Genomic DNA, 21472 nt, shown 5'->3' on the forward strand with positions numbered 1-21472 from the left:
CGGTGCTGGAACGTTAAGGGGACCTGTTAGCTCTTCGGGGCGAAGCGGAGAACTTAAGCGCCAGTAAACGGCGGTGGTAACTATAACCATCCTAAGGTAGCGAAATTCCTTGTCGGGTAAGTTCCGACCTGCACGAATGGCGTAACGACTTCCCCACTGTCTCAACCACAGGCCCGGCGAAATTGCAGTACGAGTAAAGATGCTCGTTACGCGCGGCAGGACGGAAAGACCCCGGGACCTTTACTATAGCTTGACATTGGTATCCGAATTAGCTTGTGTAGGATAGGTGGGAGCCGGTGAAGTCCATACGCCAGTATGGGTGGAGGCAATCTTGAAATACCACTCTGGTTGATTTGGGTATCTAACTTCGGACCGTTATCCGGTTCAGGGACAGTGTCTGGTGGGTAGTTTAACTGGGGCGGTTGCCTCCTAAAGGGTAACGGAGGCGCCCAAAGGTTCCCTCAGCCTGGTTGGCAATCAGGTGTTGAGTGCAAGTACACAAGGGAGCTTGACTGTGAGACTGACAGGTCGAGCAGGGACGAAAGTCGGGACTAGTGATCCGGCACTTGCGTGTGGAAGCGGTGTCGCTCAACGGATAAAAGGTACCCCGGGGATAACAGGCTGATCTTCCCCAAGAGTCCATATCGACGGGATGGTTTGGCACCTCGATGTCGGCTCGTCGCATCCTGGGGCTGTAGCAGGTCCCAAGGGTTGGGCTGTTCGCCCATTAAAGCGGTACGCGAGCTGGGTTTAGAACGTCGTGAGACAGTTCGGTCCCTATCCGCCGTGCGCGTAGGATACTTGAGAAGGGCTGTCCCTAGTACGAGAGGACCGGGACGGACGAACCTCTGGTGTGCCAGTTGTCCCGCCAGGGGCACGGCTGGTTAGCTACGTTCGGAAGGGATAACCGCTGAAAGCATCTAAGCGGGAAGCTCGCTTCAAGATGAGGTATCCCACCACCCTTTGGGTGGGTAAGGCCCCCAGCTAGACGACTGGGTTGATAGGCCGGAAATGTAAGCCCGGTAACGGGTTCAGTTGACCGGTACTAATAGGCCGAGGACTTGACTACCAAGCTGCTACGCGTCCACTGTGCAACTCCCGACAAACGAACAACACACCCGATGTGTGGTGTTGTTTGATATGTCGATAGAGTTACGGCGGTCATGGCGGAGGGGAAACGCCCGGTCACATTCCGAACCCGGAAGCTAAGCCCTCCAGCGCCGATGGTACTGCACTCGCGAGGGTGTGGGAGAGTAGGACACCGCCGGACAACCTTTCCATTCAGGGCCACCCCGACCAAGGGGGTGGCCCTGAATGCGTTCACCCCCACCTTCCCACCGGCCGCCAACCACCCCGAACAGCGGGGGGCCGAACCCAACCCGGCGCCGGACCGACGAAGCGGGCCGGAAGGCTGCGGGATCCGGCGAATCGACCGCGGGCCGGACGGCCCTTCTCGTACCGTCGGGTCGAGGTCAGGCTCGTCGACGGGGAGCGGGTATGAAGATCGGCATCATCGGGTCCGGACACATCGGTGGCACGCTCACCCGCCGGCTGTGTTCTCTCGGGCACGACGTCACCGTCGCCAACTCGCGCGGCCCGCAGAGCCTCGGCGAACTGGCCCAGGAGAGCGGGGCGACCGCCGGCACCGTCGAGCAGGCCGCCCGGGACTCGGAGGTGGTGGTCGTGGCGGTGCCGCTGAAGGCCGTACCGGACCTGCCCACGGACGCGTTCGCCGGCAAGGTGGTCGTCGACGCGGACAACTACTACCCGGAGCGGGACGGGGAGATCGCCGAACTGCGGGACCGGAGCATCTCGTCCAGCCGGTGGACCGCCGATCATCTCCAGGGCGCCCGGGTGGTGAAGGCTTTCAACACGATCATGGCGCCGCACCTGATGGAGAACGGGCGTCCGGCCGGCCAGGCGGGCCGGATCGCGCTGCCGGTGGCCGGCGACGACGCCGAGGCGAAGCGGACGGTGATGGAGCTGGTGGACGCGCTGGGCTTCGACCCGGTCGACGGCGGAACGCTGGACGAGAGCTGGCGGCAGGAGCCGGGCACCCCGGTCTACGGCGCCGACCTGGACGCGGACGGCGTACGGCAGGGTCTGGCGCAGGCGCGGCCCTGAGCGCGTACGACATGACACTGCCCCGCCGGCGACCAAGCCGGCGGGGCAGTTGTCAGCGTGCGCCCGGCGGGCGTCAGGACGGTTCGGGGCCGCAGATGTAACGGGGCTCCGCGTCGTAGCGCCAGGTGAACTTCTCCCGCTTGACCACCTTGCCGTCCTTGCGGATGACCCGGTACGCGTCCTGCGTGAAGCCGTCGATGCCGTTCGCCGGGATGCAGGACGGACCCGGCTTCAGGTAGATGGTCTTCGGCTTGGTGATGTTGCGCCGCGGGCTGTACTCGGTCTTCACGCTGTCGTAGATCTTCGTGCTCCAGATCGACACGGTGATCGAGCTGGACGTGTACGAGGTGTCGATGAGCACGCCGTACTCGGTGTTGTTGCGGAACTTGAAGTCCAGGTCGGGCCAGAAGATCGTCGACTCGATCACCGGCGGGTACCGGCTGAACCAGTAGGAGTGCGGCTTGTGCTCGACGTCCTCCAGCCCGGCGTAGTAGGTGGCGTTGAAGAGCGTGGTGGTGAACTGCGAGGTGCCGCCGCCCACGCCGGGCACCAGCTTGCCGTCGAGGATGACCGGGGCGTCCCGGTAGCCCTGCGCGTAGCCGCGCTCGCCGGTGTGGCCGTTGAGCGAGAACGTCTCGCCCGGCAGCACCACCGTGCCGTCCACGTCCTTGGCGATGGTGACGATGTTCTGGCTGCGCGGCGAGGAGAGGCCGCCGGTGAACCGGGTGGTGAAGGAGGAGACCTTCTCCTTGATCCCCAGGCTGGCCACCTTCTCCGCGGTCAGCTCCGGCTCGGCGGGCTTCAGCTCGCCGGTGACCTCCCGGCCGTCCGCCTTCGGCAGGACCGCCAGCAGGTCGCGGGCCAGCGCCGCGCTGTCCAGCTGCTGCCCCGGCCGGCCGTTGTCGACCACCTTCGGCTTGCCGCCGGAGATGGTCATCCGGGCGTCCTTCGGCGGCACCTCGATCTTCGTCAGGTCGTTGCCCAGCGCCGCGCGCAGCCGCTTCACGTCCACCTGTGGGGTCAGCGTGCCGGCCTTGTCAGCGGTGAACCGCAGGCTCTTCGCGATCGCCTTCGGGCTGATGGTGACCGAGCCCTTGTCGGTGCTGAGCTTCACCGGCGCGGCCACCGCCGGCTTCGCCAGCTCGGCGACCAGCCGGTCCACCTCCTCGGCGGTGGTCGCCGGGTGCGACTCGACCAGCGGCACGGTGACCGGCTGTCCGCTGAGCCACCCCTGGCGCACCGCCTGGGCGGAACGTTCCGGGTCGAGCGCCAGGCTCGGCTTCGGGTGGACCGCCTTGGGGGTGGTGCCGGAGAAGGTGATCGCCGGCATGGTCATCTTCCGGCCCTGGTCGCCGACGACCTTGGCGAGCGCGGCGTCGAGCCGGGTGACGTCGACAGTGACCACCGGCGCAACGCTGCGCTCGCCGACCAGCCGGTCGACCGCGTGTGCCCGCGCCTCGACCGCCGCCGACACGGTGGCGTCCACGTCGACCGCGAGGCCGACATCGGCCGGGCTGATCTCGGCGGTCCGTTCACCCACCCGTACCTGGAGCGGGGCGGCCAGCTCGGCCGCGCGGCGGTCCAGCTCGGCTCGGAGCTCCCGGGCCGCGTCCGCCCGGCTCCGGCCGCCCAGCTCGGCGCCGAGCACGGTGGTGCCGCGCGGCACGTCACCGGCGTACGCGTAGGCGCCCACGCCGCCCACCGACGCCAGCACCGCGGCGGTGACCCCGGCGGCGAGCAGCACCCGGACCCGGCGCCGTCGCGGCCGTCCGCCCGCCGGTCCGGCGGCCTCCGGCTCGTCGCCGGGCCAGCTGACCGCGGTGACCTGGACGGTCGGCCGGTCGTCGGCAGGGGGAAGTTTCTCGCCGTACAACGTCACAGCAACCTCGATCGGGACATACCACACGGGGGCCGTCGCCCCGGGAGACACCTACGGTAGCCAACGCTCGGGCGGTCGGGGAGTCTGCGCCCCGCGCCCGCCGACACCGCGTGTCGCCCGGCGTGTCGTCCGGGCGCGGGCCGGCGCCCGGGGCCGAACCGCGGCGTGGCACGGTAGGGGCATGCGAGCGGACGGCGTGGTCCTGGCGTACGGCGGCGGTTGGCTGGACCGGGCGGGGCCGCTGCGCGCCGACCCGCACCGGATCACCGCTCTGCTGGCCGACCCGGGCACCGCCGTGCTGCCGCTGTGGCGGGACCGGTGCCTGGTCACCTCCGGACAGGTGCCGGTGCGGCTGGCCGCCGACCGGGCCGCGGCCGCGCTCGCCGCCGCCGACGAGACCGTCTTCCTCGGCCTGGACGGCGACACCGCCGTCTTCGCCGTGGACCTGTCCGGGCACCCGGAGCCGGCGGCCGTGCGGCTGGCCGGGGCGGCCGCGGCGATGGACGTACGGGCGCTGGTGGGTCGGCTCGGCCCCGCCGAGGCGTCCGTGCAGGCGTACGCGCGCGGCCTGCTGCACTGGCACCGGCAGCAGCGCTACTGCGGCAGCTGCGGGGCGCCGACCACGCCCCGCGACGGTGGACACGTCCGCTGTTGCACCGGCGCCGGCTGCGGGCGGCTGCTCTTCCCCCGCATCGAGCCGGCGGTCATCGTGCTGGTGGAGGCGCCCGGCGCCCCGGACCGCTGCCTGCTGGCCCGGCACCGGGGCGCGCCGGAGGGGGCGTACTCGACGCTCGCCGGGTTCGTCGAGGTCGGCGAGAGCCTGGAGGACGCGGTCCGGCGGGAGATGGCCGAGGAGGCCGGGGTGACGGTGACCGACCTGGCGTACCAGGGGTCGCAGGCGTGGCCCTTCCCGGCCGGGCTGATGGTCGGCTTCCGGGCCACCGCCGCCTCGGAGACGGTGCGGGTGGACGGCGACGAACTGGTGGAGGCGCGCTGGTTCACCCGGGAGGAGCTGCGGGCGCGGGAGGCCGCGGGGCGGCCGCTCGGCCGGCCCGACTCGATCGACCGCCACCTGCTCGGTTCCTGGCTGGCCGCCGGATCCGGCCTCAGCTGACGACCAACGAGACGGCCGCCGACGGCGCTCCCGTGTCGACGCCGTCGGTGGCGGCGACCCGGAACTCGTACCGGTGGCCGCGGGCCAGCAGCACGGCGGTGAAGTCGGTTCCCGCCACGGGGTACGGGTCGGTACGCCACGCCCCGCCGGCCGTGGCGTCCCGCAGCTGGACCCGGTAGCCGAGGCCGGGGCCGGCGGACGCCCAGCTCAGGCGGGCCTCGCCGGTGCCGCTCCCGGTCACCACCAGCCCGACCGGCGTGGGCAGTCGCGGGGTGGCCCGGACGGTCCTGCTCAGCCGACCCGGACCAGCCTGGTTGACGGCGGCGACCGCGAACTCGTACTCGTGGCCGTTGCGCAGCCGGAGGACGGCGGCCTCGTTGCCCTGCACGGCCACCTCCTCCTCGGTGAACTCCCGTTCCCTGGCGGTGAGATCGCGCCGGTAGACGCGGTGCCATCCGCCGGGGTTGGCCGAGCGCCAGGTCAGCACCACCCGGCCCGCCCCGACCTGCTTCACCCGCAGCCCGGTCGGCACCACCCTCGGCGCGGTGAAGCGCGCGTGGGCCCGCACCGGTGGCGAGATCGGGCCCTCGCCGCCGCTGTTCACGGCGCTGACCGCGAACTCGTACTCGTGGCCGTGCTCCAGGTAGCGGGCGCGGTGGCTGGCCTGGGTGTCCAAGGACGGCGAGCCGAGGCTGGTCTGGCCTGCCGTGATGTCGCGCCGGTAGACCCGGTAGGAGACGCCCGGCCCGAGGCCGGCCCAGGTGAGCCGGATGTCGCCGTCCGCCTCCGGGTAAGCGGTCAGCCGCGTCGGCGCCGCCGGCGGAGTGACGAACGCGGTGGCCCGGACCGGCGCGGAGGGCGGGCTGTCGCCACCTCCGCCGACCGCGACCACTGTGAACTCGTACGTCCGGGCGTGCCACAGCGAGGCGACGGTCGCGCTCGTGCCGGTGAACGTGCCGATCAGGGCCGGTTCCCGCTGCCCCGACGTGACGTCGCGCTGGTAGAGCCGGAACAGCTGAACGAACGGCAGCGGGTTCCAGCGCACCGTCACGTCGCCGGCCCGCCCGGCCTCCGCGCGCAGGCCGCCCGGCGGCGGGGGCGGCGGTACGGTGGCGGTCATCCGGGCCACGGGCGAGGGTGGGCTCTCGCCCCGACGCCCCACCGTGGTCACCCGGAACTCGTACTCGTGGCCGTTGACGAGGAAGTCGGCCGACCAGCGGGGTTCGGCGGTCGGCTCGCCGATCCGGACGAAGTGGGTGTGACCGGCGGTCACGTCCCGGCGGTGGACCAGATAGCGCAGGTCGTCGTCGGCGATGACGGGCCGCCAGCGCAGTTCGGCGTTACCGGCGCCGCGCGCGTCGGCGGTGAGCGCGGCCGGGGCGGGCGGCACGTCGGCCCTGTCCGGCCGGGGGCGGGGCCAGTCGACCTCGATGAAACGAGGCCGGTAGACGTTGGCGTCCGCGTACGTCACCGCGTCGTCGACGTTGTTGACGTTGTACGAGATCAGCAGCTTCCCCGGGCGCGCCAGGTCGGGGTGCAGGTCGGCGTCGTAGACGAGGTGCCCCGCCTCGGTCTCCGGTGCGCGATGCAGGTAGTCCGGCCCCTCGAACGGCCCGGTCGGCGCGGCGGCCGAGTAGGCGACCAGGTCGGCACTGAAGACGAGGTTGTTCTCATGGGTGACCAGGACGTAACGGCCGCCGACCCGTTGGACGCCGTACGACGTGCCGACCCCGCTGAGGATCCGGGCGGAGCGGTCGGCGTCGGCCACCCAGTCGGTGCCCGTCCAGAACTCCCACCGGCCGGCGAGGTCGTCCCCCGCGACCCGGGCCACGTGCGCGAACTTGGTCTGGCCGAACGCTTCGGTGCCGTAGACCCAGGTGTACCCGCCGTCGCGGAGCAGCGTGGAGCCCCAGGAGATCCGCTTCCCCAGCGGTAGCGGCCGGATCCCGGTCGGCGTGAGCTCGGGCAGCGTGAAGGTCGCCAGCGCGGTGCCGAGCAGGGCGTGGTCGAGTGGACCACTGCCGGTTCGGCGGTATCTGTTGACCAGCACCTGGAGGGTGTCGCCGGCGACCTGGGCGTCGCCGATCCAGTGGAACTGGTCGGCGGCCGGTGGTGGCACGAGCGAGGCGGGCTCCTCAGCGGAGCCGCCGTGCACGGTCTCCCGCAGTTCGTCGCCGTGCTGCACCACGGCGGAGTTGTTGATGAACGCCGCGCTACGGGGCCGGGAGCGGTCGGGGTTGACCGGGCCGAGGAAGGTGTCGGAGAAGAGCCAGAGCAGGCGACCGTCGGGAAGCCGGACCGAGGTCGTCCGGTCGCCGCCGCTCCATCGGCCGGAGGTGTCGCCGTAGTGCTCGAAGAGGGCGGTGAGGCGGTCGGCCGACATGCCGCCCGTGGCCTGCGCCGGACGCGGAACGCCGGCGGCCAGGGTGACCAGCAGGGCGGCGGCGTAGAGCACGAGCAACCAGCGCGCGTGCCGGTGGGGGTCTCGCCGTCGCGCTGGGTTCGTGCTGACGCCCACCAGAAACCCCCGTCTCCTGGTTATCCGTCCCGCACTGTGACATGTGCTCCCGGTGCGACGGTAGGGTCCGTACGGGTGGGATTCGACCTGCTGCGCCGCTCCTGGGCCATTGTCAGGAGACCGGTGGCGACGGCGGTGAGCGCCGCGGTCGCCAGGGCCGCCCCGGCGATCCCGGCGACGGTCCGCGGCACGACGGTCGCGACGGCGACCGCGAAGACCACCGTCGACGTCCACAGCGGTGCGGCGGGCCACCGGTGTGAACCGGCGACCCGGGCATTGACCAGGATGAAGACGATCGCGTACAGCGCGCCGGTGCCGGCGAAGAGGGCGGCGTACCGGCCGGAGGCGGCGTAGCCGGGGCCGCCGGCCAGCCGGAAGGCGAGCCCGCCGGCGACGGCCGAGGCGAGCACCAGCGCCGCTCCCGCGCACGCCACCAGGGCCAGCGCGGTGACCAGGGTGCGCCGGTCACCCTTGGCCAGCCGGGGTAGCGCGATCACGGTGACCACCTGGGGCGCCCAGAGCGCCCCCTTGGTCAGCACCGTGCCGACGGCATAGACGCCGGATGCGTCCGGCGGCAGGAAACGGCGGGCGAGCAGGAGATCCGCGTACGAGACGACGAGCATCGCCAGCGTGGCACCGCTGGCGGTGAGCACGGTCCGGGTGGCCAGCGAGGGCGCGATCGGGTCGATGCCGGCACCCCGGTTGAGACGTACCAGCAGGGCGAGCACCAGGACCGAGGTGACCGCACCGGCCAGCAGGGACCCGTTGAGCCCGCCGCCGAGCGAGAGGCCGACCACCATGCCCCCGTACCGGCCGGCGGCGAGCAGCGCCATGCCGCCGGCCAGCCGGAGGAATCGCTGGTCGCCCTGCAACTCCCCGAGCCACCGCCCGGCGGCGACGACCGCCAGGGTGAGCACGCCGAGCAGCAGCACCGCCGGGGCGTCCAGGCGCAGCAGTCCGGCGGCCACGGGCAGCGTCACGGCGAGCAGCGCGGCGGTGACGGCGACCGTGAGGAGGGTCGGCCGGGCGGTGGCGGCGCGGCCGTACCTGGCCCGGTGCACGGCGACCGCGATCTGCAGGCCGGTACTGGCCACGCCGCCGATCGCGCCGAGCGCCAGCAGCGTCGCCAGCGCGCTCAGCTGCGCCGGATCGAGGTGCCGCGCGCCGAGGACCGGAACCACGTAGGCCAGTCCGTTGACGAAGACACCGGCCAGGGTCACCGCGACGCCGGCCCTGCCGAGCCCGGCCATCGGGCCGCGTCGGTCCGAGTCTGTTCCCATCACCGCCCCGTGTGGCCGGCACTCCCGCTGGTGCCACGGGCGCGCGTACAGTGGCGCCACGCCGGTGCCACGCCCGGTCAGCGTAATGAGGAGGTCAACCCTGCGGGAGAGGTCACTGCTCGTCGGGCTCGGGCTGGCCGTCACCCTGCTGGTGCTGGCTCCGCTGGCGGCGCCGGGCTACGTGCTCAGCTACGACATGGTCTTCGTGCCGCACCAGCCGTGGCGTACCGAACTCGTCGCGCCGTCCGACTCGCTGCCCCGGGCGGTCCCGCTGGACGCCGTGGTCTCGCTGGCCAGCCAGTTGGTGCCCGGGTGGCTGGTGCAGCGGCTGGCGCTGGTCGCGGTGCTGCTGCTCGCCACGATCGGGGCCGGGCTGCTGGTGCCGGCGCGGCATCCGGCCACCCGGCTGGTGGCCGCCCTCGGGTACGCGTGGACGCCCTATCTGGCGGAGCGACTGCTCATCGGGCACTGGGGTCTGCTGCTGGCGTACGCGTCGCTGCCCTGGCTGGTGGCGGCGGTGATCCGGCTGCGGGAAGGCGGGCGGTGGTCCCTGCCGCTGCTCGCGCTCGCCGCCGCACCCGCCGCGGTGACTCCGACCGGCGGGCTCATCGCCCTGGCGACCACCGCCGTGCTGGCGCCGCGCCGGGCCGGCGGTCGGGTCGCGGCGTTCGCGGTCGGGCTGGTGCTGCTCCTGAACGCGCCCTGGTTGGTGGCGGCCGCCCTCACCCGGGCGGACGCGCGAACCGACCCCGACGGGGTGGCGGCGTTCGCGGCCCGGGCGGAGAACTGGAGTGGAGCGCTCGGCGCACTGGCCGGCACCGGCGGTATCTGGAACGCGCAGACCACGCCGACGAGCCGGTCGTCGCCGCTGGCTCCGGTGGCCACCGCCGTGGTGCTCGCCCTGGCTGTGTACGGCTACCGGAGGCTGCGCCGCCGGTGGCCGGTCGGGTTCGCGGACCGACTCGCCGGGTTGGCGGCGGGCGGCTTCCTGGCGGCCGCGCTGGGTGTGCTGCCCGGTGCCGGGGCGCTGCTGGAATGGCTGGTCGCCGCGGTGCCGGGCGCGGGCGTCCTGCGCGACGGGCAGAAGTTTCTCGTCCCGTACGCCCTGCTGGTCGCCCTGGGGGCGGCGCTCGGCGCGGAACGGTTGGCTGCGGTGGCCGCTGGGCGGGCGGGTCGGGTCGGGGCCGGCGCCGTGCTCGCGGGGGCGCTGGCGCTTCCCGTGGTGGTCCTGCCGGACCTGGCGTTCGGCGTGGCCGGCCGGTTGCGCCCGGTGAGTTATCCGGCGGACTGGGACGCCGTCGCCGCCCGTCTCGACGGCCAGCCGGGCGAGGTGCTCTCGTTGCCGTTCGGCTCCTACCGGGCGTACCGGTGGAACGGCGGCCGGACGGCGCTCGACCCGCTGCCCCGGTACGTCGACGCCGACGTCCTCGTCGACGACACGCTCTGGGTCGGGACGACCGAGGTGAGCGGGGAGAACCGGCGGGCGGCGGAGGTGCGGCGGGTGCTGGCCAGCGGCGCCCCGGTGACCGCCACCGGGGCCCGCTGGGTGGTGGTCCAGCGGCTGGCCGGCGGCCATCGGGTGGATCCGGCGGTGCTGGTCGGGCTCCGCGAGGTGTACGCCGGCGAGGAGTTGACCCTGTACGAGAACCCAGCCAAGGGCGGCTCCGGCGTGTCGTGAACCGCCGTCGGCCCCCCGCCCGCCGGCCGGTATCGATCGTCCTCGCGGCCCTCCCCAGCACCGCTACTTGGTGGTAACGTCCCGCGCACGCAGCTCACGAGGAGGAAGTCAGCAGCATGCGCAGTGCTCTCTCGTTGGTTCTCGCCGGGGTGATCGCGGTCGCCCTCGGCGTCTTCGGGTCGGTGGCGCTGGCCACCACCCTCACCGGTACCTCGTCGTCCGAGGCCGCGAAGGCCGAGCAGGCCGCACGTAGTGGTTCGGGCGGCGGCAACGGCGGCGCCAACCAGCCGCTGGTCTACGGCACGAGGTAGGACGGCTCGACCGGCTCCATCTGCTCCGCCGACACCACAGCCTGAGCGTTCGCGGCCCTCGCCACGAGGGCCGCGAATTTTTCACCCGACACCGGCCAGGTGAAGCGGGCCGCGTGCGCCCGGGCCGCCGAGCCCATCGCGACCCGGCGGGCGTCGTCGGTGAGCAGCAGCCGTACCTTGGCGACGAAATCGTCGAGGTCGTCCGCGAGCAGGCCGCTCTCGCCGTCGACGAGCGCCTCCTCGACCCCGCCGGCGCCGCGGAAGGCCACGGTCGGCGTGCCCACCGCCCCGGCCTCCACGATCGTCAGTCCCCAACCCTCCTTCAGCGAGGGGGTGAGGGCGACCCAGGCGCTGGCCAACAGTTCGCGCTTCTCCGCGTCGCTGACGAAGCCGGTGAACCGGACCCGGTCGGTGACACCCAACTCGGCGGCGAGCTGGCGCAGCTGCGGTTCCCACCAGCCCTGGCCGGCCACCACGAGGGTGAGCCCGGGCAACTCGCCGGCCAGCCCGGCGACCGTGCGCAGGGCCAGCTCCACCTGCTTGTGTGGCACCAGCCGGCCGAGCACCACCAGGGACGGGTGCGGGGTGCGGGGCACCGGTCCGATGTTCATGTCCGGCGTCCCGTTGTGCACGATGGCGATCCGGGCCGGGTCGATGCCGAGGGTGGCCAGCTCGCGCCGGGTGGCCGCGGAGACTGTCACGTACTGGCAGCGGCGGTAGACGCGCGGGGCGAGCCAGGACTCCACCCACCAGCCGAACCGGGCCAGCCACCGGCCCAGCACCACGGGCCACTGCTCTCGGTGGACGTGGTGCACCAGCGCGATCACCGGTCGGCGGGCGTACAGGGCGGACAGGAAGGGCAGGCCGTTGCCCACGTCCACGATCAGATCCGGCCGGCCGCCGCGACGCCGGGTCAACGGCCCGAGACCCAGCGCGCCGGCCAGGTAGACCAGGGCGGCCCGCAGGTAGACGGTGTGGCGGCCACCTCGGCGTAGCACTCGCACACCCGCGGCGGTAACCTCCTCGGCCGGGCCGGCGGAGTGGGTGGCGCAGAGCAGCGTGGCCCGGTGGCCTCGGCGTACGAGCTCTCCGGCGATCCGCTCGACGTAGACCTCCGAGCCGCCGCCTTCCGGGTTCCGGGTGTCACGCCAGTTGAGGAACAGTACGTGCCGGTTCGCGGCAGCCGGTGCTTCCACACTTACTCCTACTGCCGAGTAGTCTTCGCGTCGCGTCACACTATGGGCTTCGTCACGCCCCCCGCAATGCCCGATCGGAGGCGAAATGCAGCAGGCGCCGGGCCGCCCGGAGCTGGCCGACCGGCCGGACGACACATCCAGACGGGTGTGGCGTCTGCGCTTGGTCGCGGTCTGTCTCGGTTTGTCGGCTCTGGCGTTCCTCCAGGAGCCGGGCATGATCGTCATCGACACCAAGGTGGACCTGGCGGTCGATCCGGCCGGATGGCTGAACCGGGCGCTGCACGTCTGGGATCCCGACGGGACCTTCGGCCAGCTGCAGAATCAGGCGTACGGCTACCTGTGGCCGATGGGCCCGTTCTTCCTCCTCGGCAAGCTGCTCGCCCTGCCGGCCTGGGTGGTGCAGCGGCTCTGGTGGGCGCTGGTCCTGACGGTGGCCTGCACCGGCGTGGTCCGGCTGGCCGAACGGCTGCACATCGGCACGCCCGGGGCCCGGCTGCTCGCCGGGGTCGCGTTCGCGCTCTCCCCGCGGCTGGTCACCGAGCTGGGGCCGATCTCGGTCGAGGCCTGGCCCAGCGCGCTCGCGCCCTGGGTGCTGGTACCCCTGGTCGGGCTGGCCCGGGGCGGGTCGGTGCGCCACGCGGTCACCCGGTCCGCGCTGGTGGTGGCGTGCGCCGGTGGGGTCAACGCGACCGCCGTGCTGGCCGTCGTGCCGCTGGCCGGGCTCTGGCTGCTCGGCCTGCACCGGGCTCGGCTACGGATCCGGGCGTTGCTCGCCTGGGGTCTCGCGGTGGCCGTGGCCACCGCCTGGTGGCTGGTGCCGCTGCTGCTGCTCGGCCGGTACAGTCCGCCGTTCCTCGACTACATCGAGACGGCGCCGGTCACCACGGCGCCGACCGACATGACGACGGTGCTGCGCGGGGCCTCGCACTGGCACGCGTACCTCAACGGCGCGTACGGGCCGCCCTGGTCCGCCGGCTGGCGACTGGCCACCGAACAGCCGCTGGTGGTGGCCACCCTGGTCGTCGCCGGCCTGGGCCTCGCCGGGCTGGCCCGCCGCGGTATGCCGCAGCGGCGCTTCCTCATCACCGGCCTGCTGGTCGGGCTGGCCCTGGTCGGGCTCGGTCACGTCGGGACGATCGACGGGCTGGGCGCACAGACGCAGCGGGACTTCCTGGACGCGGCCGGCGCACCGCTGCGCAACGTGCACAAGTTCGACGTGGTGTTGCGGCTGCCGCTCATCCTCGGCCTGGCGCACCTGGCCGGGCTGCTGGCTCGGGCGGCCCGGGCCGCTGACCGGCCCGACCTGAATCCGGGCCTGCCCCGCCTGCTCCAGCCGGTTCGGCTGCGCGCCACCCTGGTCACCGGCACCGCCCTCGTCGCGGTCACCGCGGTGGCCACGCCAGCGCTGGCCGGCGGGTTGCCCGCCCAGGGCAGCTTCCGGGAGGTGCCGGGTTACTGGCACGAGGCGACCTCCTGGCTGGACCGGAACCTCGGTGAGGACCGGGTGCTGGTGGTGCCCGCCGCCCGCTTCCCCCGATACCTCTGGGGCAGCCCGAGCGACGAGGTCACCCAGCCGCTGCTGGAGAGCCCGTGGGCGGTGCGCAGTTCGGTGCCGCTCACTCCGCCGGGCACGATCCGGCTGCTCGACGCGGTGGAGTCGGCGCTGGCCAACGGCGAGGGCTCGGCCGGGTTGGCCGATCTGCTCGCCCGGTCCGGCGTGCGCTACCTGCTGCTGCGCTCCGATCTCGACTACGGCCGTTCCGGGGCCACCCAGCCCGTGGTGGTCCGGCAGGCGTTGCGCCGCTCACCCGGCATCACCCCGGTGCGGGCCTTCGGGCCCGAGGTCGGCGGTGGCCAGCTACCCGGCAACTTCGTCGACCACGGACTGGACGTCAAGGTCCGGGCGCTGGAGGTGTACGAGGTCGAGCGGCCGGTCAGCCAGGTGGTCGCGTACGACGCCGAGGGGCTGACCACCGTGGTGGGCGGGCCGGAGTCCCTGCTCCAGATCGCCGCCGCCGGCGAACTCTCCGATGCGCCGACCGTGCTCGCCGGGGACCGGCCGGAAGGGCTGACCGGCGGCCCGGTGGTGCTCACCGATGGGATGCGCCGACGGGAGGTCGCCTTCGGGCAGCCACACGACAACGCCTCGGCGACCATGGCGTCGGACGACCCGGCCCAGCTCGGCGCGCCGGCCCGGGACTACCTGCCGCCCTGGGGCGACGACCAGGCGACCACGGCGCGCTACCTGGGCATCGAATCAGTCACCGCGTCGAGTTCCTGGTCCGACGCCCAACCGCTGGTCGGTGGCCGGCCGGCGCACCAGCCGTTCGCGGCGGTGGACGGCAACCTCGCCACGTCGTGGCGCTCGGCGCCCGGAACGGCCGCCACCGCGCAGTGGTTGCAGGTGGAGCTGACCGAGGTGCAGGTCGTCCGCGAGGTCAGCCTCACCTTCGACACCGGCGCGGACTCGCTGCCCACCCGGATCACTGTCAGCACCGGCGCCCAGCAGACGGTGGTGGAGAATCCCGGCCAGAGCGTGCGGGTCACCCTTCCCGCCGGCCACCCGACCCGCCGGGTCCGGATCTCCGTCAACCAGGTCTTCGACATCCGCGCCGGGTTCGGCGGCGTCGGCATCGCTGAGCTGTCCATCCCCGGCGTACGCGCGGAGCGCACCCTGGCGGTGCCGGCGCCGCCGGACACCGCCGCCCCCGCCTCCGTCGTGCTCACCGCCGCACCCGGCGCCTCCCCGTGCGTCTTCCACGAGGGCCGGCCGATCTGCGACGGCGGCCTGACCCGGGAGTCGGAGGACGGCGATCGGATCGACCGGACGCTGAGCCTGCCCATCGCTGCCGGCTACGACGTGGCGCTGCGGGTCCGCCCGCGCGCCGGGGGTGCCCTCAACGCACTGCTCGACGGCGGTGGCGACGCGGCGGTCGCCCGCGGCGTGAGCCCGACGGTCGCCGCCTCCAGCGTCGGCGTCACCCACCCGGCGGCCCGCCCGGGTGCGGTCGTCGACGGTGACCCGGCCACCACCTGGTACGCCGCCGAGTCCGACCAGCAGCCGTGGCTGCGGTTGACCTGGCCCAAGGCGCGCAGGATGGCGGGGATCAAGCTGGCCCTGCCGCCGACCGCGGCGGCTGCGCGACCCTGGCAGGTCACCGTGATCGGAGACGGCGGGATGCGCGGTGGCGTCCTCGACGACGGCGGCAGCCTGGTCTTCGACCGGCCGCTGACGACTGACGAGATCACCGTGTTGATCTCGGATGTCGTGCCGGCCAACTCCTTCGACCCCTACCGGCGGTTGTCCCGGAGCCTGCCCGTCGGGGTGGGCGAGTTGACCGTGCTGCCGGACGGTCCCGTGCTGCGCAACGACCCGGACGAGCGGATCACGCTGCCCTGCGGAACCGGGCCCACCATCGAGGTCGGCGACCTCCGCCGCCGGACGTCGCTGGTCGCCAGCCGGCGGGACCTCGTGCAGTTGCGCGAGGTCGACGCCGTGCTGTGCGGCGCCGGCGCCAAGGACCCGCTGCCGCTGGCCGGCGGTGAGGTACGGGTGGTGGCGGCGGCCAGCCGGTTGGCGACGCCGACCCGGTTGGTCCTCACGCCGGACGCGGTGGTGCCGGGCTCGGCCGACGGCAGCGCGGCGGGCACGGCCGGCACGGCGGGCGCCCCCTCCGCCATCCAGACCTCGGTCCGGGTGGACGGCTGGGCGGCGACCCGACGGTGGCTGCACCTGGATCCGTACCCGGGCCAGCGGGTGCTGGCCCTGCGGGAGAACGCGAACGCCGGATGGGAGGCCGTCGCGGACGGCAAGCGCCTGACGCCCTTCGTGGTCGACGGCTGGCAGCAGGGTTGGCTGGTGCCGGCCGGCTACTCGGGCGAGGTGGTGCTCCGGTTCGCCCCGGACGACGGGTACGCGGTGGCCCTCGGGGTCGGCGCGCTGCTGCTGGCCGGGATCACGGCAGCGGCCGTGCTGCCGGCCCGGGGTACCGCCGGGCCGGTCGTGGCGCTGGTGCGCCGGCCCCGGCGCCGGCTGCTCGCCGTGGTCTTCGGCGGGACGGCGTTGCTGCTGGTCGGTGGCCTGGCCGCGGTGGCGGTAGCGGTGCTGGCGGCGGCCGCCGTGGTGGCCGGCCGGGCGCTGGAGCCCCATCTGCACCCGCCGGACCGGCGGGGCCTGCACCGGTTGCGCCGGGCGGTCGGGCGGTGGCTACCGGTCGCCTGCTTCGCCGTTGCCGGTTGGTACGCGGTGACGGTGGGTGGGCACACCGCCCCGGCCGCTCAGTTGGCCGCCGTGGCGGCGGTAACGGCGCTCTGGGTCTCGCTGCTGCGCCGGCGCCGGCGCACCGGCGGCCCGTTCCAGCGCTGGAAGGGGCGCTCGACGACGTAGTAGCTGAGCGCCGCGAGGACCAGTCCCCCGGCGACGGTGAGCAGGAATATCTCGCCCGGATCACCGGTGAAGGTCGGCCGGTCGCCGACGAGGTAGATGCCCTCCAGCACGAAGGGATGCCAGAGGAACAGGCCGTAGGACACGCGGCCGAGCCACCGGCCGACGACGCCGCCGAGCACGGCCTTGGTCCGGGTGGCCGGCCCGAACGCCACCGGGAGCACCACCATCACCGCCACCACGGCGTAGAGCAGCATCTTCAGGCCGAACTGGGCGGCCGTCGGCTCGGCCAGGTCCCGCGGGCCGAGGATCGGCGTGGTGGCCACGGCCAGCGCGGCCAGCGCGATCGACCAGCACGCCAACGGCGCGGCACCCAGGTCGTCCAGCCACCGCCAGCGGTTCCCGGAGTCACCGGTGCGCAGCGAGACGTGAACGGTGGCCAGTGCCATGCCGGCCCCGAACCAGCCGGCGTACGAGGGCAGCCACATGGTGTGCAGGCCGAGGTCGAGCACCCCGAGGCCCATCAGCACCACCCAGCCGACGGTGATGCCCACCCCGGCGACGATGATGAGCGAGGCCCGACCGGGCCGCCAGCGCCGGCCGAGCAGCAGTGCGGCCAGCAACGGGAGCAGCAGGTAGAAGGTGGCCTCGGTGGCCAGGCTCCAGGTCTGGCTGAGCCCGTGCCGCAACTGCCGGGGCTCGTAGATCTGGGTCAACGTCAGGTGCCGCCACCAGTCGCCGGCGGGCGCCGGCCGGTTCTGTGGCAGCACCAGCAGGCAGACCACCACGGTGACCCAGTACGCGGGCAGGATGCGGGTCGCCCGCCGCCACAGGTACCGCCCGGTGGAGGGTCGCGGCTGGTAGGTGGCCAACGAGTGCGCGTACGGCCGGAAGAGCAGGAAGCCCGAGAGCACGAAGAAGATCGCCACCCCCACGTCCAGCCGAGACAACCAGCTGCCCAGTCCCGAGTCGTTGGTGTTCGCGCCGGTGGCGAACCCGACATGGTGCCCGACGACGGCGAGCGCCCCGATCACCCGTACGGCGTCGAGCGCGGGGAGCCGCCGGAGGACTTGATTCGGAATTGGAACAGACATCAGCCGTCCAGAGGGTCGCGTGGATATGTAACCCGGGAGTAACGTGCGGCCCAGTTTAGGGACAGGACCGCTCGCCGGACACCGGCTGACTGTCTTTTGGGAGGATCAGTGAAGGCTCGCCTGGGCGCCGTGCTGTTCGGGATAGGCGTCTTGTGTCTCGTGCTCGCCGCGGGAGCGGCGTTCTTCGTGGCACCGACGGTGACGAAGCTGCCGTACGACCTGGCGTTGTGCAACGCGGAGGGCGAGCCCGACGGGTGCCTGAAGCCGAGCGTGGCGGTCGCGGAGAACGCGAAGTTCCTGCAGCTGAAGAAGGATGCTCCGCCGACGGTGCAGTCCGGCACCCTGGAGGCCACCACGGAGGTGGCACCGCAGGCCGGCGTCACCGAGGCGGAGATGACCGGCGACCTGGAGGGCGACGCGGTCGTCTGGGCCGTGTACGGCACGGTGAAGTGGACCCAGACCAGCGAGGTGATCAGCCAGTACTCCGCGGAGCTGGCGCTGGACCGGGAGACCGCCGCGGCGGTCGACTGGGACAAGCAGTTCCTCCAGGCCGACGGCCCGGAGGGGCCGGCCGAGGTCAACTTCGCCGGACAGACCTACAAGTTCCCGTTCAACACCGAGCGCAAGGACTACGAGTACTTCGACCGTGACCTGCGCAAGGCGCTGCCGATCAGGTTCGACGGCACCGAGGAGATCAACGGCACCGAGGCGTACCGGTTCCAGCAGGTGATCGAGGAGACCGACCTGGGCATGCCGGCGGACCGGGTGAGCGGACTGCTGGGCGCGTTCGCGCCGGAGGCGACCAGCGGCAAGGTGGTGTACAGCAACACCCGCACCATCTGGGTCGAGCCGGTCAGCGGCAACTTCGTCAAGGTGCAGGAGCAGCAGAAGAAGATGCTGGTTCCGGACCAGGGCCTGGCCACCACGCTGCTGGACGCCAACTTCGTCTACACCGACGACACCATCGCCAACAGCGTGAAGTCGGCCGGGGAGACGAGCGACAAGCTGAAGCTGATCGGGCGGACCATCCCGCTCGCGCTGGCGGTCGTCGGCGCGCTCGCGCTGATCGTCGGGCTCTGGCTGGTGCTCACCGGCCGCCGGGCCGCCGCCGCCCGGCACCGGGTGGGCGACAGCGACGACACCTCGGCCGCCGGGCGGGAGACGCCCGCCGAGCAGCAGGAGATCACCTCCGGGGCGGCCACCCGCGGCCAGGGAGAACCGGAGCGCCGGTAGCGCCGGTGCCCGCCGCGGTAGGTGAGCGGCGGCCATCCGGCACGAAGTGACGAGCAGCCACCGTCGAAACCCGGGTCACGCCGGGTGCCGGCGGTGGCTGCCGTCGTAGGTACGGGACCCTCGCTTTACAAGCGTTACATTATTGTAATCGGTCGATTGTCCATGACCGAGCGTGGTCGCGCCCCGGGACTATGCCGGCTTTGCGGTCGTAATCACTGATCCTCCGGTGGTGCAGGTTGACGTTGCGTCACTACGACGTTGCCGTTCGTCTCCCCCGTGTTACCGGCAGGTAGCTGGGGCCTTGTGACCTACGCCTCCGTAGGTGCACCATCATCGGCACGCTCGTTACCCGCCGGTAGCAGAGCCTGGGGCCCGGTGCGGGGCCCGCACCTCCGCCGACCGGCCACCGCCGCGACACCCCCCGAGGAGGAGCACGTGCAGGATCGGATCGAGAACCGGGGTCGTACCCGGTGGCGGCGCTTCGCCGCCCTGATGGTGCCCGCGACGGCCGTCGCCGGCGCGATCGTCGCCGGCATGGCCAACGGCGCGATCGCCGCCTCGTTCGCCGTCTCCGGCCAGACGTTCAAGGTCTCCGCCTCGGAACTGCGCGGCGAGGGCTTCGTCCAGTACGGCGGCATCGCCGAGGAGTCGGACGGCACCAAGCACCCGGTGGCCGTCTCCGGCATCCGCAACGCCAAGCTCTACGACCTCTGCCAGTCGGTGAAGGTGCCGGGCGCGCCGGTGGTGCTCACCATCAACGCCGGTGGCGGCGGCAAACCGGCGGTGGCCAGCGGGCTGCTCATCGACATGGACTCGCTGCAGGGCGACGCCGAGTTCAAGAACATCAACATCGGGCAGGACGCCGCCACGCTCACCGGGGGACCGGAGGGCGCCAGGGGCGACAAGAAGGCCTTCGGGCAGCAGTCCGACACCGTCGTCATCAAGGACCTCAAGCAGGTGGCCCGCTCCACCCACGCCGGCACCTTCACCCTGACCGGGCTCGACCTGCGGGTGAACGTGGGCGCGGACGCCAAGGAATGTTTCTGAGCTGAACCCGGGCCCGCGGAGGGCGTCCTCCGCGGGCCCGTGCCCTGCCCCCGTCCCCTCAGCCCTGGCAGGAGGCGTACGTGACAACCGCCGACCCGCAGCACGCCCGGCCCGGCCGGATCAGCGCGGCGTGGCGCCGGTTCCGCCGGTGGCGGCGGACCCGACCGTTCTGGGGCGGCCTGCTGACCGTGCTGGCCGGCCTGGAGATCTTCGGCACCACCCAGATGTCGCTGGGCGGTCTCTCCTTCCAGATGGGACCGACCGGGTTCCTCTCCTGGCTGATCCCCACCATCCTGGTCGCCTGTGGCCTGCTGATGTGGTTCACCCCGCAGCAGCGGATCTTCTACGCGGTGGTGGCCGCGGTGACCGCTGTCTTCTCGCTGATCGGGGTCAACCTGGGCGGCTTCTTCGTCGGCCTGCTGCTCGGCATGGTCGGTGCCGCCCTCGGCTTCGCCTGGGTACCGGGCACGGCCGGCGGCACCCCGCCCGTACCCGCGGCCGAGGAGCCGCCCGCGGACCAGCCGGCCGCGCCCGCGGACGAGACCACGGCGGTGCCGGCGGACGGCGGTGCGGCCGGGGCGACCCGGGTCGACGACCCGGTGCCGGGCGACGCCGGGCCCCGACCGGCGGCGTACGACGAGACCGGCGCGACGACCCGGCTGGCCGACGACACCCCGACGCTGCCGGGACAGCGAGACCCCCGCCTCTACGCGGTGCTGCCGGTGCTGCTCGGGCTCTCCGCCGCGGCGGCGCTCGCCGTGCCCGCGCCCGGGCCGGCCCAGGCCGCCCCGGCGCCGCTCGCGGTGGCCGGCGCGGCACCGGCGCCCTCGCCGGCCTGCCCGACCCGGCCGGCGCCGAGTGGGTCGCCGGGCGGGGCGAAGCCGACCCCGAGCGCGTCCGGCGCGTCGCCGTCACCCAGCCCGGAGAAGAGCTCCGGTGGCAACATCATCACCGACATCCTGGACGGGCTCGGCGACCTGTTCGGCGGCCGCGACGACGACGAGGACGAGCCCGCGCCGAGCCCGACCGCGACGCCCACCGCCCGGCCGAGCGCCACCCCCCGGCCGACCGCCCCCGGCCGGAGTTGCGCGACGCCGAAGCCGGGCACCACCGGCAAGGTCGAGGAGGGCAAGCCGCTGCCGCGGATCGCGGCCGAGCCGGGACAGCCGGTGGTGGCGGCGACGCCGTCGAAGCTGACCGGCTCCAAGGTGACCATGACCGGCCTGCGGTTCGAGGGCATCGTCGACCTGCCCACCGACGACGGCACCCTCCGCGCGCTGAAGTTCAGCATGAAGCAGGCAGTCACCGACGACTTCCTGCTCCGCTCACCCGGGCCGGCGGGGCGGACCATGCGGTTCGCCACCAACCAGCTGACCGTCCGCGGCGACGTCGCCTTCTACGCCACCCGGTTCGCCGGGAAGATCCTCGGCATCAAGGTGACGCTCACCCCGGACCTGCCGCTGCCCGACGGCATCCCGATCACCTCGCCGATCCCGCTCACCTTCACCGAACCGGTGATGGACCTGGCCTTCGTCACCTGCGACACGCTGACCGCGCGGCCGACGTTGAAGCTCACCCTGGACTGACCTTCCCCCACCACCGGCCCGGGAGCCG

Annotated in this window: 12 protein-coding genes, 2 rRNA genes and 1 pseudogene (1 of these 15 running past the window's edge); 10 read left to right on the top strand and 5 right to left on the bottom strand. The window is 72.9% G+C overall.

The genetic code is table 11. The features are described 5' to 3' along the window. The 3 genes from Q3W71_RS18020 to Q3W71_RS18030 all read left to right on the top strand — a co-directional run. Positions 1–1069: ribosomal RNA gene (locus tag Q3W71_RS18020) — 23S ribosomal RNA — on the top strand; it begins 2043 nt to the left of the window's first position. Between the two features lie 84 nt (positions 1070–1153). Then, a 5S ribosomal RNA gene (gene rrf / locus Q3W71_RS18025) occupies positions 1154–1270 on the top strand. A gap of 44 nt (positions 1271–1314) precedes the next feature. Next, a complete protein-coding gene (locus Q3W71_RS18030) occupies positions 1315–2124 on the top strand; it encodes an NADPH-dependent F420 reductase (RefSeq protein WP_302920515.1) in 810 nt (269 codons plus the stop codon). Positions 2125–2197: 73 nt separating this feature from the next. Here Q3W71_RS18030 and Q3W71_RS18035 read toward each other — a convergent pair whose 3' ends face one another. Beyond that, positions 2198–4003 carry a VanW family protein gene (locus Q3W71_RS18035; protein ID WP_302920516.1) on the bottom strand — a complete coding sequence of 602 codons (1806 nt, stop codon included), beginning with the start codon at positions 4001–4003 and terminating at the stop codon, positions 2198–2200. Between the two features lie 181 nt (positions 4004–4184). Between Q3W71_RS18035 and nudC the strand changes: the two genes are divergently transcribed. Next, positions 4185–5117 (top strand): NAD(+) diphosphatase, encoded by a 933-nt coding sequence (gene nudC / locus Q3W71_RS18040; RefSeq protein ID WP_302920517.1) that lies wholly within the window; start codon positions 4185–4187, stop codon positions 5115–5117. Here nudC and Q3W71_RS18045 read toward each other — a convergent pair. Further along, positions 5110–7572, bottom strand: coding sequence for a fibronectin type III domain-containing protein (locus Q3W71_RS18045; protein ID WP_302921005.1), 2463 nt, complete (start codon positions 7570–7572; stop codon positions 5110–5112). The genes nudC and Q3W71_RS18045 overlap by 8 nt on opposite strands. A gap of 83 nt (positions 7573–7655) precedes the next feature. Further along, positions 7656–8915 (bottom strand): polysaccharide biosynthesis protein, encoded by a 1260-nt coding sequence (locus Q3W71_RS18050; RefSeq protein WP_302920518.1) that lies wholly within the window; start codon positions 8913–8915, stop codon positions 7656–7658. An 85-nt stretch (positions 8916–9000) separates the two neighbouring features. Here Q3W71_RS18050 and Q3W71_RS18055 point away from each other — a divergent pair. Beyond that, positions 9001–10569, top strand: a pseudogene (locus Q3W71_RS18055) (hypothetical protein); the annotation flags it as partial. A gap of 140 nt (positions 10570–10709) precedes the next feature. Continuing rightward, on the top strand, positions 10710–10904 hold the full coding sequence (locus Q3W71_RS18060) for a hypothetical protein (RefSeq protein ID WP_302920520.1): 195 nt from the start codon (positions 10710–10712) through the stop codon (positions 10902–10904). On the opposite strand, the gene Q3W71_RS18065 is transcribed toward Q3W71_RS18060, so the two are convergent. Further along, the gene (locus tag Q3W71_RS18065; RefSeq protein WP_302920521.1) at positions 10889–12100 is read right to left on the bottom strand and encodes a glycosyltransferase family 4 protein; all 1212 of its coding nucleotides are present in this window, start codon (positions 12098–12100) and stop codon (positions 10889–10891) included. The genes Q3W71_RS18060 and Q3W71_RS18065 overlap by 16 nt on opposite strands. 85 nt (positions 12101–12185) lie before the next feature. Between Q3W71_RS18065 and Q3W71_RS18070 the strand changes: the two genes are divergently transcribed. Continuing rightward, a complete protein-coding gene (locus Q3W71_RS18070; protein WP_302920522.1) occupies positions 12186–16487 on the top strand; it encodes an alpha-(1->3)-arabinofuranosyltransferase in 4302 nt (1433 codons plus the stop codon). Here the strand turns inward: Q3W71_RS18070 and Q3W71_RS18075 are convergent. Next, positions 16379–17578 carry an acyltransferase gene (locus Q3W71_RS18075; RefSeq protein WP_302920523.1) on the bottom strand — a complete coding sequence of 400 codons (1200 nt, stop codon included), beginning with the start codon at positions 17576–17578 and terminating at the stop codon, positions 16379–16381. The genes Q3W71_RS18070 and Q3W71_RS18075 overlap by 109 nt on opposite strands. Positions 17579–17686: 108 nt before the next feature. Here Q3W71_RS18075 and Q3W71_RS18080 point away from each other — a divergent pair, with 108 nt between their 5' ends. The 3 genes from Q3W71_RS18080 (at position 17687) to Q3W71_RS18090 (ending at position 21444) form a co-directional block, all read left to right on the top strand. Continuing rightward, positions 17687–18811: a DUF3068 domain-containing protein gene (locus tag Q3W71_RS18080; RefSeq protein ID WP_302920524.1), complete on the top strand. Its 1125-nt coding sequence runs from the start codon at positions 17687–17689 to the stop codon at positions 18809–18811. A 435-nt stretch (positions 18812–19246) separates the two neighbouring features. After that, positions 19247–19858 carry a DUF6230 family protein gene (locus Q3W71_RS18085; protein WP_302920525.1) on the top strand — a complete coding sequence of 204 codons (612 nt, stop codon included), beginning with the start codon at positions 19247–19249 and terminating at the stop codon, positions 19856–19858. An 80-nt stretch (positions 19859–19938) separates the two neighbouring features. After that, a complete protein-coding gene (locus Q3W71_RS18090) occupies positions 19939–21444 on the top strand; it encodes a DUF6114 domain-containing protein (RefSeq protein WP_302920526.1) in 1506 nt (501 codons plus the stop codon). The last annotated feature ends 28 nt before the right edge of the window (positions 21445–21472 follow it).

Origin of the sequence: Micromonospora sp. C28SCA-DRY-2 (genome assembly GCF_030519475.1) — a bacterium.
In the GTDB taxonomy this organism is placed as follows: domain Bacteria; phylum Actinomycetota; class Actinomycetes; order Mycobacteriales; family Micromonosporaceae; genus Micromonospora.

Excerpts from the sequence above, each read along its gene's own strand:
- Q3W71_RS18060 (WP_302920520.1), top strand. The coding sequence starts at position 10,710 with ATGCGCAGTGCTCTCTCGTTGGTTCTCGCCGGGGTGATCGCGGTCGCC.
- Q3W71_RS18070 (WP_302920522.1), top strand. The coding sequence starts at position 12,186 with ATGCAGCAGGCGCCGGGCCGCCCGGAGCTGGCCGACCGGCCGGACGAC.
- Q3W71_RS18030 (WP_302920515.1), top strand. The coding sequence starts at position 1,315 with ATGCGTTCACCCCCACCTTCCCACCGGCCGCCAACCACCCCGAACAGC.
- nudC (WP_302920517.1), top strand. The coding sequence starts at position 4,185 with ATGCGAGCGGACGGCGTGGTCCTGGCGTACGGCGGCGGTTGGCTGGAC.
- Q3W71_RS18050 (WP_302920518.1), bottom strand. The coding sequence starts at position 8,915 with ATGGGAACAGACTCGGACCGACGCGGCCCGATGGCCGGGCTCGGCAGG.
- Q3W71_RS18075 (WP_302920523.1), bottom strand. The coding sequence starts at position 17,578 with ATGTCTGTTCCAATTCCGAATCAAGTCCTCCGGCGGCTCCCCGCGCTC.